Source organism: Methylosinus sp. PW1 (genome assembly GCF_000745215.1).
Classification (GTDB): domain Bacteria; phylum Pseudomonadota; class Alphaproteobacteria; order Rhizobiales; family Beijerinckiaceae; genus Methylosinus.
The window spans coordinates 2,332,171-2,345,666 of the sequence record NZ_JQNK01000009.1; the positions used below are offsets into that span (position 1 = coordinate 2,332,171).

Consider the following 13,496-nt stretch of genomic DNA (forward strand, 5'->3'; position numbering starts at 1 on the left):
CGGCAATATAGCGGAACAAGTCAGTGAGCGAAATGAGGACCTATCGGCCGCAGTCACGGAACACCATTTGCGAATAACGGCGCTCCGTCAATATTCCCATTCGACGCCGACGCCGAGCGAGGATTTGCCGTCGACCTTGGTTTCGCCCTTCACGCGGACATTCTTGGTGACGTCCACGCCGACGCTGACGGCGGTCTGCTCCGGCTTGGCGCCCGTGCGCACGCCGACGCTGATATTGTCCGAGATATAGCGCGAGGCGCCGACCGTCGGCCCGCTGGAGCCGCCGGCCTCGAGATCGAGCGAATCGACGCCGAGCGCCTTGCGCATTTTCTCGAATGCGTCGACGCCGGTTCCGGCGCCGGAGAATTGCGCGAGCGCCGTTGCCAGCTGCAGCGCCTGAAAGGCGGAGAGCGAGCCCGACGCCTTGGCGAAGAGCAGGCGCGAGAGCACCTCGTCCTGCGGCAGCTCCGGCGAGGAGGAGAAGGAGAAATTCGGCAGCGAGGCCGGGCCGGAGACGCCGATCTTGGCGGTGACGTCGCCCGCCGCCATCTCGGCGGAAAAATCGAGCTGCGGAACGAGGCCGCCCGCAAAGCTCAATTTGCCGCGCGTGAGATCGATGCGCTGGGTCAGCAATTGCAGCTTGCCGCGACGCAGATCGAAAGCGCCGTTGACGGCCGGCTTTTGGATCGTGCCGCTCAGCTTTAGCTCGCCGCCGAATTCGGCGTCTATGCCGCGGCCGCGCACGAAGATGCGATTGGGGGCGGCGAGCGCGAGATCGATCGTCGCGTCGAAGGGCGAGCGCTTTGCTGCGCGCGCTTTCTCCTTGGCCTCCAGCGCCAGCATCTCCTTGGCGAAAGCGCGCGGCGAAACATGCACCGCGCCGCGCGGCGCCTGAAAGGAGGCGGGCAGGCGATCGGGGACATTGACCTCCATCGTCGTCAGCGTCACGCGGCCAGAGACTTTCGGCGAACGTGCGAGCGGGCCGCCTATGTCGAGATCGAGATCGGCGGTCGCGGAGACGAGATCGCTGCTGACGAGCTGCGCATTCTTGGCCTTGATGCGAATGGCGCCGGGCATTCCCGCCTGCGGCTCGACGGCGATTTTGCCGGTCGCGGCGATCTGGCCGCCATTTTTGGTGAGAGCGGTCAAGCGCGTGATGGCGATCTCGCGGCCATGTCCGTCGAGCTTGGCGTCGATGTGGTCGAGATAGACGCCGTTCAGCGGATCGGAGAAGGAGCCATTGGCGAGCGTCACGCCGCCTTCGATCGCCGGCGCGGCGACGGAGCCGGCGATGCGCAAATCGACATTGGCCTTGCCGCGCAGGCTCTGGCCATTGGCGGAGAGCGCCGTGTCGGCGAGCTTGGCGTCCGCCTCGCCCTTCACCTTCAAATCCAGCGCGCCCACCGCGTCGATCGGCGCCGAGCCGGTGATGGCGAAGCGCCCGCCGGCGCCGAGCGCGATATTGGCGTCGAGGCTCGTGCGCGCGCCGGCGAGCGCGCCATGCGCGTCCATATCCAGCGGCGGCAGGCCATTGCTGCGCAATTGCGGCGCGGAGAGCTTGGCGATCTTGATCTTCCAGTCGCCGCTCGGCGCTTTCTTGTCGCCGGTAATCCGCGCCTCGGCGTCCAATGCGCCTTCGAGCGCCAAGCTGGCGTCGGCGATGGAAGCGATGGAGAGCGGAACGGCGCGCGCGCGCGCGGTGAGATCGAGCCGCTCGCCGATGGTTCCGTCAATGTCGAGCCGGCCGGCGCCGAGCGCGAGCGCTACGCCCTTCAGCTCGACCGCGCCGCCGCCGAGCGTGACGCTCGCCGGCGCCGCGAGGGCGATGCGCTTGCCGGCGCGCTGCGCCGAGAGAGACTGAATGTCGAGCCGCGTCTTTTCGCCCGGCGTCAGCGTGGAGCGACTCGCAATGGCGAAGCCTTCCGCATCGACCGTGAGATCGAGCGCGGTGGCGGCGCCGGCGGGCGTCGCGACGAGGCGCGCTTTGGAGATGGTCTTGCCGCCGATATGGAGCGCGTCCACGGCGATGTTTCCGTCGAGCGAAGGTCGGCGCAGCAGATCATGGCCGGAGAGCTTGGCGCCGAGCTTCTCGATCGTGGCGTCGGCGGCGCGAATGCGCGTTCCCTGCGCGTCGATCGATATGTTCTGCGCGCCCTGCGAAGCGTCGAGGATGATGTCGGCCTTCAGCGCGCCGGAGAGCTTGCGCAGAGCGAGCGCGGAGAGATCGTCGAGATCGGGCGCGGCGAGAGAGAATCGCCCGCTGGCGAGCTTTTGCGCGTCGAGCGCGAGCGCGCCGCGGAGAGTCGCGCGGCCGACGGAGAGATCGAGGTCGTTCGCCGTCCAGCCGGCGTCCTTATGCGCGACGTTCAATTTGCCGCGCGCCGGGGCGCCGTCTATGGCGCCGTCCAGCGTCGCGGTCGCGACGAGCGCGCCGGTGAGATCGCGCGCGGCGCCGTGCAGCGCGAGCTTTTGGATCGCATGGCCGTCGAGATGCGCGCCGCTGAGCAGCGCCTCGAAATCGGCGTTGGGCTTGTCCGCGGAGCCGGTCGCCTTCACGGAAATTTCGGCGCGGCCGGAGAGGCGCGGATCGGCGGGCTTCAGATCGGCGATCGTGACCTTCGCGCCGACGTCGAGCGCCTCGCGCATCGCCGCGCCGTCGATCTTCGCCGCGACATGCGCGCCGCGCAATTCGAGCCCGTCGAAGCGCAGGCCGCCGCCGGGCAGCGAGGCGACCGCGCCGCCGAGCGTCACGCGCTCGCCCAGCAGCTTCTCCAGCGCAGGCGCTTCGAGCGACGGAACGGCCAGCGTTCCGCTCAGAGTCGCGCTCACGCGCTCGTCTTTCGGAACGCCCTTCAGCGCTATCGAAAGATCGAGCGGCCGCGGCGCGGCGTCGGAGCGGCTGCGGATGGCGATATCGCCCTCCAGCGCGCCATCGTCGCGCAGAGTGGCGGCGCCGGCGAGCTGCGTCACGCCGTCGAGCAGCGGAACGGCGGCGGGCGGCAGCAGCGGGGCGAGGCGCACGCCTAAATCGAAATCGAGCCGCCGCGCCGCATCCTTGCGAATGACATGCGCCGCGCCTTCGGCGCCGATCTTCTCTCCGGCCTTGGCGGAAAAATGCGCGGCGAAATCGTCGAGCGCGCCTTCGCCGGTCAGCGAAATATCGACGGGCGGCAGGCCGGGCAGAGCGGCGAGCCGCGCGATGGCGCCGCCCTCCGGCTCCTGCGCCGCGAGGGCGAGCGCGATCTTCTGGCCGTCCGCCGCGACATCGGCTTTCGCCGTAATGGCGCCCGGCGCGTCGAGCCGGCGAATGTCGAGCGTAAGATGCGCGCCCTTGTCGAGCGAGGCCTCGCCGGTCGCGGCGAATTTCGCCGCGGTTCCGAGAACGGGCGCGCCGAGCGACAATGTGTCCAACGCCAGCCGGCCGAGGCGGATGCGCACCGGAAGATCGGGGAGCGAGAAGCCGCCGCCGCTCTTTTGCGTCGTCGCCGCAGCGTGCGAGGGCGCCGGGAGGCGGGCGATGTCGATCGCGCCAATGGCGAGCTTCTCTATATCGACGCGCAGCGAGAACAGCGCGGAAGGCGACCAGTCCAGCGCGATCTCGTCGATCTTCAGATAGGGGCCGTCCCTATCGGCGATGGAAATGTCGCGCAGCAGCGGATGCGCCGACAACGGGTCCTCGAAGGCGCCGATCTCCACTTTCATATCGGCGGAGGAGGCGGCGCGCGAGACGAGATCGGCGAGGAAGCTCTTGCCCTCGCGCGTCTGCATGCGCAGCGCGAGCGTTCCGGCGACGGCGAGCAGCGTCAGCGCGCCGAAGGCATAGGCGAGAATGCGGCGAAAGCGCATCAGAACGACTCCCCGACGCCGATGAAGATCGCGAATTTATTCTCGCCGGGACGCCGGCCGAGCGGCGTCGCCACATCGAGGCGCACGGGGCCTATGCCCGTGTAATAGCGCAGTCCTATGCCGACAGACGAACGCATGGACGACTGAAAGTCGGGAAACGGCGACGAAAAGGCGGAGCCGACATCGTAGAAGGGCACGATCCCAATGTCGCGCGTCACCTTTATGCGCGCCTCGGCCGAGCCTTCGAGCAGGCTGCGTCCGCCGACCGGAAAGCCGAGGCCTGCGTCCGGGCTCAGCGAGCGATAGCGATAGCCGCGCACCGAGCCGCCGCCGCCGGCGAAGAAGCGATGGCTCGCCGGAATATTCTCTATGCTCGCGCCGACGATGGAGCCCGCCGCCATGCGGCCGGCGAGCACATACCAGCCGTCCTCGTCCAGAGATTTGTAGCCGGTGATCTGCGTCTTGGATTGCACCATGCCGACGCTGTCGCCGAAGGCCTTCACATAGGGCGTGACATTGGCGATGGCGCGAAAGCCGTTGGTGGGCGCGAGCAGATCGTCGGTTCCGTCGTAATTGGCCGAGAGCGGAAAGCCGAGCAGCGAATAATCATGCGGGCCGAAAGCGTCGAACGTATGCCCGCGCTCGAATTCGAGCCCCGCCTGCACGGAGGCCGTATCGCTGAAGCGATGGCGGATCGCCGCCGAGCCATTGCCGTAATTGGCCCGGTAATAATCGGTCTTCTCGCGCACGAAGCCGGCGTCGAGCAGCAGATCGTTGCGGGAGCCGAACAGCGCCGGCTTCACGAAGCTCGTCTTGGCGCGGCCGATGACGTCCTCGAGGCGAATGGAGGAGAGGCCGTTGTAGCGCGCCGAGCTGCCGAAGGGCGCGAGGCCGCCCTCGACATCGAAGCGCAGCCGCTCGGCGCCGCCGAAGAGATTGCGATCGGTCCAATAGGCGCGCAGGCCCGGCCCGTCGACATTGGAGAAGAAAGCGTCCGCGCCCACCGCATGGGGCTTGCGCTCGCTGGTCTGCACGAGGATCGGCAGATTGCCATTGGCGTCGAGCTTTTCGCCGTCTTCCGCCTTCACCGAGCCGACCGCCTCGAGACGGCCGATAGATTTGCGCAGATCGGCGAGCTTCTTCGGACTATAGGGCTCGCCCTGCTCCAGATAGATGTAGGAGCGAATGACCTCATCATCTATGCCCGGCGAGCCGCTGGTCTTCACCTCGCCTATGCCGGCGCGTGGGCCGGGGTCGATCGTCACCACCACATCCATCGCCTTTTCGGGATGGATGATCGTCGGCTTCGCGGTCGCCACTTTGGCGAGCGGATAGGAATTGGCGCGCAGCGCGTCGATCCAGGCCGCCTGCATGGCTTGCAGCGCGGCGGCGCGGGCCGGCTCCTCCTTGTCGCGCTCCAGCGATTTTTTCGTGAGCAGCGCTTCGTCCAGCGGCTTGCCGCTGCGCGCGTCGAGCAGGACGACCTTGCGCAAATGAAACAGCGGGCCGGGCGTGATCTCTATGCGGATGGGCGCCAGCGCCTGGCCGCGCAGCCGCTCGGCCGCCGCTGCTGCGGCGTCGGCGCCATGCCCGTCCGGCCGCACCGGAACGCCGGCGACCGTGGCCTTTATCTCCGCGTCATAATAGCCGCTCGCCCATAGCGCCTCGGCGAGGCGCGGGAAATCGGCGACGACGCGTCGCGCGACGCCGGCCCCCGTGGGCGGAGCCTGCAGCCGCAGCCGCCATGCGCTGGAGACGTCCTGCAGATTGCGCGCGAGGCCCTCGGCCTCGTCGAGGCCGGCGAATTCGATTTTATAGGGCAGGGCGTCGCGGCTCGGCTCCGGCGTCTCCTCGGCGGCGCCGAAGAGGCCGAAAAAATCGAATGCGCGGGCGGAGGAGGCGGCTTCCAGGCCGCCGAACGCCAAGAGCGCCGTCACGCCCAGAAAACGTTTCACATATTTCACTTCGCCAACGACCCGAACCGAGGATTGCCGCACCATAAGCGCAGCCTTGCAAGCGGTCCATCGCGTTAAGCTTAACGATACAACCTATGGTTAAATAAGCCTTACCTCCCGTCGACGCGCGTCGCTATCGGGTTCACATATTGCGAAACGCTGCAGCCGTCATGGCCGGGCTTGTCCCGGCCATCCACGCCAAGCCACTGAGAAACCGAATGAAAGCGTCCGCTATCGACGGATTTGATCTCGCGATTGGCTCCACGGGAGCTTCGGCGTCATATCAAATTTCTAAGACGCCTCGGCGTCCTGGCGTGGATGGCCGGGACAAGCCCGGCCATGACGTCGCGGGGGCGAGGGCGAAGCGCGCAAGCCGGCTCTGGTCGCCTCGGTGGCGTGCATCCGATTCAGAATTTGAAGCCGACCTTGGCGAGCACAGTGCGCGGCGCGCCCGGGTAATAAATGCCGTTGGCCGACGTCTGCTGATAATAGCCGCTGCTGATCTGGCCGATATAGGCGGTGTCGAACATGTTCATGCAGGTGATGCTGGCGGTGATCGTTCCCCAGTCGATCTTGTGCTCGTATTTCACGGTGAGATCGAATGTGGAATAGCCGGCGAGCGGCTGGAAGCCGGATGTGTCGCCGGCGCGCGAGCCGACGATATGCAGGATCGGCGTGATGGTGAATTCCTCGATGCGCAGATCGCCGCCGATCGTCGAGATGAAATAGGGCACGTCCGGCAATTGCTTGCCCTTCACCCGGGTCGACCAATAATTGACTGCGGAGGCGCCGGGCAGCAGCGGCAGATCTTCGACGAATTCGGCGCGCTGATAGCCGAGCGAGGCGAAAAGGCCGACGCTTTCGAGCGGCGAATAATGGACGACGGCCTGCGCGCCGTAATTCTGGCTCTCGCCGACATTCGCGCCATATTGCGTGCCGATGCCGGGATCGTAAGAGACGAGCTTATTGTGATTGCGGGAATAGTAGACGGTCGGCTCCACATAGCCCGAGCCATAGGCGCCGTCGAAGGACCAGCGCAGGCCGAGATCGAGCTGCGTCGAGGTCTCCGGCTTCATCGAATGCCAGAACTGATCCGCAGTGATTCCCTTGGCGAGGAAGGTCGCCGAATTCTGCTGGAACACTGGCCAGGCGTCATAGCCCGGTCCGCCATAGCCGCCGCCGCCGCTGAATTTCAGCAATAGGTCGTCGGTCAGCCGATAGGTGAGCGCGCCGAAGGGCAGAAAAGTGCCGACGGTGAAGGGCTTGACGCTGCGATTGGCGATGACGCCGGAGGAGAGCGCCAGCGCCGTGTCATAGGGCACATCGCCTATGCCCATCGAATTATAGGCGTCTATTCCCGCCATGCGCTCCCAAACATAGCGCGCGCCGGCTTCCACATGCAGCGGACCGAAGTCGCGGCTCGCGATTCCATAGGCGGAATCGAACACATGCGGCGCGGTCTGCTTGCCGAGGATCGCCCAGCTCGGATTGATGAGGCCGCCGCCCGCATTGGGGGCGAAGACTTCCCAGGCCGTCGGCGGTCCGGGGGGATTTTGCACGCCGTGCCAGAAGCCGAGCTTGGCGTCCGTGTCCAGCACGCGCGTCTGCAATTCGCTCACCACGCCCCACATGTCGTGGTCGATGATCCATTTGCGGATGCGGCCATTGGCCTGACCGTCGAGATAATAGCCGTCCTCGCGGAAATAATAGGGCTTGAAGACAAAGCGCGTCGTCTTGTCGACCTCTATGGCGATATCGCCGAATGCGGTCCAAGAGTCGAAATGCTGGAGATTATAGCCGTAGTAATTGATCTGGCTGGCCGTCGTCGGGCCTGGATAGGCGGCGAAATCATAGCGGCGGAAGGCGCCGAGATTGCTCGCCTGCTGATAGTTGAGGCCCTGATAGCTGTGCTGGTCGAAGCTGCTCTTGGCGACGAAGAATTTCGCCTCCAGCCCATCGACGGGCTTGGTGTCTATGCCGACCGCGAAGCCCGATTTCCCCTGTGGGTCCTTGCCGGAGCCGCGCCATTTGTCGGCGTCGGTGAAGGAGCCGGAGACGAAGACCTTGGTCGTGCCGTTCAAAATCTCGCCCGAGTCGATGCGGGCGAAAGTGCGCAGAAAGGAGAAGGAGCCGACGCTCTGCGAAATCTCGCCGCCGAATTTCTCCGCCGGCCAGCGCAGGCGGCTGTCGAAATTGCCGCCGGCGGTGAAATAGGAATTCACATCGGAGGGCATGGGACCCTGCCGCAGCACGATCTTGCTCAGATTCTCATTATCGATGAGCCAGGCGACGCCGGGGCCGGGATTGATGCCGGAGAGCGGCAGCCCTTCCACCGTGCCGATGCTGTTGCCGTGCTGGCTGACCTCGCCGCGAATGCGAATGCCCTTATTGCCGCCGGGAAGATTGGCGAGGCCGTAAGGATCGATGGCCGGCGCATCGACGGAGGGCAGCCAGGAGATGCCGCGGATCGGGTTGGAGCCGCCGCCGCCGCTGGCGAGATCGAGCCCGCGCGCATCCGCGGCATAGGCGGTCGAGCTATCGGAGGCCGAGCCGAGAATAGAGCTCTCGGGCTTTTTCTTCGGCGCGGCGGGCGCCGGGCCGATCGAGATTTCCGGCAGCGGGGTGAAGCTCTGCGCGCCGGCGCCATGGGCGGCGCCGAGCAGCGCGGCCAAGGACGCGCCGCCGAGAAGAAGGGAGGAGCCGCGTCTCTTGCGCGCGAACATCGTCATTGCTGTCAGCCTTTTGCCGCCCCCGGCCGACGCGCCGCTCGCCCGCCGCTCGATTCGTAATGTAACGCAATTACGTAAATAGGCGTAGGTGTGACAGCAAGTCTATTATGACGGCAAAACGGCGCAAATTCCGTCATCATCCGCGATATAGAAGGCGTGTAGTTTCGCTCGCTATCGAGATTTCTTCATTGGCTCGGCGCCGGCCGCCTCCCACATTCCTTCGCCGATACGGCGCAAGGGCAGGACGGCGCGGCCGGCGGCGAGCTGCGGCCGCAGCCGGTCATGTGTGTCGATCCAATCATCGGGCGCGGGGGCCTCTGCGTCCGTTTCCAGCGAGACGAGGAAAATGCCGAGCGCTCTCAGCTCGCGCGCCTGCACGGCGCGGCCGAGCCGGCGCAGCCCGCCGAATTCGAGCCAGCGGCCGGACCATCCGCGCGCCGTCAGCCCCACCGCCGCCGCCGCGCCGATGAGGCCGCGCCCCCCGCGCAGGCCGGCGATGCGCAGCCCTCCGAGCAAAGGCGCGAGCTCCTCCGCGCTCATCTCGCGCCGGCTGGCGGCGCGGCCGAAGTCGATGAGAGCTTCCGCCTCGGCGCCGGCCACGATAATTCCCGGCGCGCTGGAGGGCGCCGCATTGGCTTCTACATAGGCGGCGGCCTGGGCGAGCAGAAAATCCGCGGCGTCGGCGCGCGCGCTCTCGACGACGAGGCAGGAGGCCTTGTTGCTGGTCGTCGCCGGAACACCGGAACAGAGAATATGGCCGACCGAGCCGATGAAGCGCGTTTCACCCGCGAGCGTGTCGCCGAATTCGCGTGCCAGCCGCGCCGTGCTGGCCGCCCAGCCGGCGCCGTCCGTGTCGTCGATGCCGATGAGGAGGCGCATCAGTCGGCGACCTCGGCGTCACGCGGGCGCTTGCCAATGGCGATGAGGCGGCCGTCCTTCTCCTCCGCCGGCGCGACGGCGCGTCCGCCCCAGAGCCGCGGCGACAGCCAGCCGCCGGTATGAATCATCGCCTCTGGATCGAGCGCGCGCGCATATTTGTCGATCGCCGTCGCTTCAATGCCGGCCTCGGCCAGCGCCGCGACGGAGATGGGATCGGGCAGGCGGCGCAGCCGTCCATATTCCAGAAAGCGGCCGCACCAGCCATAGGCGGAGAGGCCGACGGCGGCCAGCGCGCCGATGATTCCGTCATTGGTTCCCCCGAGGCCGAGCAGCTCGACGCCAGCGCGGGCGGCTGCTTCTCGCGCATGATCCTGCGTCTCGATCTCATGCGTGCAGGAGAGGCCGAATTCGATGATCTCGGAAAGATCGTCGGTCTCTCGCGCGATGCAGAGGCCAGGGTCGGAGCCGTCGCTGGCGAACTCGGCGATATGGGCGACGGCGCGGGCGGTGAGGGAAGGGATCAGCGCCTCGTCCTCTACCTCCACAATGGCGCAGGCCGGGCTGTTGTGCGAGGTGAAGGGAATGCGCGGATCGATGAGCAATTGATGGCGCAGCGCGCCCCAGAGCCGCGCGCCTTCGGGAAGCTTGCGCTCGAACATGCGCACCAGCCGGCCGGTGCCGATCTTCGCTCCGGCGACGTCGGTGTCGTCGAAGCCCATATAGAGCTTCATCCTTCGGCCCTTCCATTGCGCCGGGCGACGGGCGCGAGCCGCCGCGCGCCGAAAGGATCGTCGAACACCGCCACCTCGACTCCATAGAGGCGCGAGATGCGCTCCGCCGTCACCACCGCCTGCGGCGCGCCATCGGCCTCTATGCGGCCCTCGTTCAATATAGCGATGCGCGTCGCCAGCTGCATCGCATGTTCGGGATGATGGGTGCTGACCAGCACGCCATGGCCGTCGGCGGCAAGATCGGACAAATGCCGCATCAGCCGCAGCTGATAGCCATAGTCGAGCCCTGTCGCCGGCTCGTCCATCACCAAAAGGCGCGCGCCTTGCGCCAGCGCCCGGGCGATGAGCGTGAGCTGCCGTTCGCCGCCGGAAATCTCCGTATAGGGCCGGTCGATCAGCCGCTCCATGCCGAGCCGGGCGATGACGCTCTCGACGATCTCGCGATCCTCGGCGCGGGGGGCGCGCAAAAGCCCGGTCTCCGGCAGGCGGCCGAGCGTGACCACCTCGCGCACCGTATAGGGAAAAGGCGTGACATGGCCTTGCGGCACATAGGCGACGCGCTTGGCGATCTCGCGTCGCGACAGCGAGGCGAGCGACGCGCCGTCGAGCCGCACCTCGCCGCTCTGCGCCGTCAGAAAGCCGAGCAGCAGGCGGAACAATGTGCTCTTGCCGACGCCATTGGCGCCCAGCAGGGCGACGATCTCCCCGGTTCCGAAGCCGAGCGTCGCGCCGCTGAGCACGCTGCGCTTGCCGCGCGAAAAATGCAGATCGACGCCTTGCAGCTGCGCGGTCGCGCGGGGCTCTCTCACGACTGGGCCTCGCGGCGATGCGGGAGAGGGGGCAGGCGTCGCGCCGCGCCGAGACGGCGCGCGCGCCTATCGCTGGCGCCCCCTCTCCCGCGCTGCGGGCGAGCGTCGAGGAGGGGGCGCTCCACTGCCCCCCGCCTCACGCCCACGCCCTCCGCCCCCGGCCGAGCACGAGGATGAAGGCCGGAATGCCGAGCAATTCGGTGACGACGCCGATCGGGATTTCGGCGCGGGTGATGTTGCGGGCCACGCAATCGGCGGCGATGAGAAAAATCGCGCCGAGCAGCGCGCTCGCCGGCAGCAGCCGGCTGTTGGTCGGCCCTATGGCGAGCCGCGCCACATGCGGCACGACCAGCCCCACCCAGCCGATCATGCCGGCGAGCGAGACGGAGAGCGAGGAGACCAGCGTCGCTGCGGCGATGACGCCATAGCGCGTCAGATGCACCGGCACGCCGAGCGAGCGCGCCTCGTCGTCGCCCATGGAGAGCGCGTCCAGCGCGCGGCCGGCCAGCGCCAGAGCGCCGACCCCGGCGAGAATCGGCAGAGCGGCGCCGCGCAATTGCTTCAGATCGACGGCGCCGAGGCTGCCCATCATCCAATAGACGATCGCGGGCAGCTGATCGTAAGGATCGGCGGCATATTTGACGAGCGACAGCGCCGAGGTGAACAAAGCGCCGGAAATCATGCCGCCGAGCACCAGAGTCACCATGGAGGCGGCGCCGAAGAGATTGGCGACGATGACGCCGACGCCGACCGCGACCAGCCCCATGGCGAAAGCGGAGAGCTGAATGGTGAGAAAATCGCCGGAGAGCAGAATGCCGAGCGCCGCGCCGAAGCCGGCGCCGCCCAGCACGCCGAGAATGCCCGGCGACACCAGCGGATTGCGGAACACCGCCTGGAAGGACGCGCCCGAGGCCGAGAGCGCCGCGCCGATGAGTCCCGCCGCCAGCACGCGCGGCAGGCGAATCTCGACGATGAGATTATGCAGGAGATCGAAGCGCTCCGGGGGAAGCGCGACGAGCCCCAGAGCGGCGCCGAGATAGGCGAAAATATCCGCGGGCGCGAGCGGATAGCGTCCGACCGAGAGCGCCAGAACGACGACCGCCAGCAGGAGGAAGGGCAGAAGGGCGAGGCGCATCGGAACCTTCGCTCATTCCATTATGCGGGTGAAATCGGCGTCGGAAATATCGACGCCGAGAAAGAGCCGGTAGAATTTCTTCGTCTCCGCCTTCACATCGAGCGGAAAGCGCGACGGATAGAAGAGATTGGCCAGCCATTGGATTCCGAGCGCGCGCATATAGCTCGGCGGACGATCGAGCCAGTTGAAGGGCGCGTGCGGGACAGTCACGATGCGGCCGCTCTTGACGGCCTCCACATTGCGCCACAGCGCGCTGCTCTTGGCGAGGGCGGGGAAGCTCTTGTCCTGCGTCAATATCAGCGACGGCTTCTGCGCGACGATCTGCTCGACGCTGATCTTGTCCATGCCGACATGCGAGCTCTGCTCGCAATGATAGATATTGTCGCCCGCCGCTATGACGATCGGCTCCGTATGGAAGCTCTTGTCGCAATCGGTCGCGAGACCGTCGGCGGATTCGGCGTAATAGACGCGCAGCCGCTCGGCCGGCGGAATATCGGCGGTCGCCTCGCGCACGCGGGCCAGCGCGTCGCGAATATAGGCCGACATTTCGGCGGCCTTGCTCTCGCGTCCGACGACTTGTCCGAGAAAGGCGAAAGCGTCGGCATAATCGTCCAGCGTGTCGAGCTTCAAAAAGATCACCGGAACGCCGATCTTGGCGAAGCTCTCCACTACTTTCGCCTTCTCCTGGTAGAAGCCGAGCCAGGCGATGATGAGATCGGGCCGCATCGCCGCGATCTCCTCGAGATTGAGCTGCCGGCCCATGCCGGCGTTGCTGCCGAGCACGGGCAGATCGAGCGCCTCCTTGCGATAGAGGGATTTCTCGTCGCCGCGCATCGGCACATTGATGCCGATCAGCCGCTCCGGCGCTATGGCGTAGAGCGTCACCGCCACCGGCGGCGCCGCGCCGAAAATGCGCTTGGGATCGGCCGGTATCGCGACCTTGCGGCCGGCCATGTCCGTGACCTCGCGCGTTTGCGCATGCGCCGGGGCGCAGGCGAACAGCGCCAGCAGGGCGCAGAGCAGCAGGCGGACGGGCGCGAGGCCGGATGTCGATGGCATGGGACGAGGCCTTTCGACCTTCGGCGGTGGCGGGAGGGCGCATCCGATATGTATGCGTCTTATATATATATCGACCATAGAGACCGAAGGCTGCGCCGCGCAAGGCCAAATTCTAGCCTCGGCTGTCCTTTTCGAGGCGGTGGCCTGCTGTTCCGCCAATCGCCGGAAAAGAGCGAGCCTGAAGGCTCGCGGTCCTGGGCCGGGATTGGACCGCGAGCCTTCAGGCTCGCATCGAGCGCCCTGGGACATTGTCTTTCGTGTCGATATATTCGGCGCATATGTTTCTGAACAGCTGCGGCCAGTCCCGCGTATCGGCAGCGCACTGACGAATTTATAGGCTCCGCCTATCGAGC

Annotated in this window: 8 protein-coding genes; all 8 read right to left on the bottom strand. The window is 66.7% G+C overall.

Annotation, left to right across the window (positions count from 1 at the left end; genetic code table 11):
- Positions 1-87: 87 nt before the first annotated feature.
- The gene (locus tag K369_RS20680) at positions 88-3,846 is read right to left on the bottom strand and encodes a translocation/assembly module TamB domain-containing protein (RefSeq protein ID WP_036293809.1); all 3,759 of its coding nucleotides are present in this window, start codon (positions 3,844-3,846) and stop codon (positions 88-90) included.
- Complete coding sequence (locus tag K369_RS20685) at positions 3,846-5,801, bottom strand: autotransporter assembly complex family protein (RefSeq protein ID WP_245278257.1); 1,956 nt, start codon at positions 5,799-5,801, stop codon at positions 3,846-3,848. The genes K369_RS20680 and K369_RS20685 overlap by 1 nt, the downstream gene beginning before the upstream one ends.
- Before the next feature lie 407 nt (positions 5,802-6,208).
- Positions 6,209-8,530, bottom strand: coding sequence for a TonB-dependent receptor (locus K369_RS20690; RefSeq protein WP_036293811.1), 2,322 nt, complete (start codon positions 8,528-8,530; stop codon positions 6,209-6,211).
- A gap of 171 nt (positions 8,531-8,701) precedes the next feature.
- Complete coding sequence (locus K369_RS20695; RefSeq protein ID WP_036293813.1) at positions 8,702-9,409, bottom strand: hypothetical protein; 708 nt, start codon at positions 9,407-9,409, stop codon at positions 8,702-8,704.
- Entirely contained in the window at positions 9,409-10,140 is a 732-nt protein-coding gene (locus K369_RS20700; protein WP_036293815.1) for a hypothetical protein, read from the bottom strand. The genes K369_RS20695 and K369_RS20700 overlap by 1 nt, the downstream gene beginning before the upstream one ends.
- Entirely contained in the window at positions 10,137-10,949 is an 813-nt protein-coding gene (locus K369_RS20705) for an ABC transporter ATP-binding protein (protein ID WP_036293817.1), read from the bottom strand. The genes K369_RS20700 and K369_RS20705 overlap by 4 nt, the downstream gene beginning before the upstream one ends.
- A 136-nt stretch (positions 10,950-11,085) precedes the next feature.
- Positions 11,086-12,084, bottom strand: a complete 999-nt coding sequence (locus tag K369_RS20710; RefSeq protein ID WP_036293819.1) for an iron ABC transporter permease — start codon at positions 12,082-12,084, stop codon at positions 11,086-11,088.
- 12 nt (positions 12,085-12,096) lie between these two features.
- Entirely contained in the window at positions 12,097-13,143 is a 1,047-nt protein-coding gene (locus K369_RS20715; protein WP_036293821.1) for an ABC transporter substrate-binding protein, read from the bottom strand.
- Positions 13,144-13,496 lie beyond the last annotated feature (353 nt).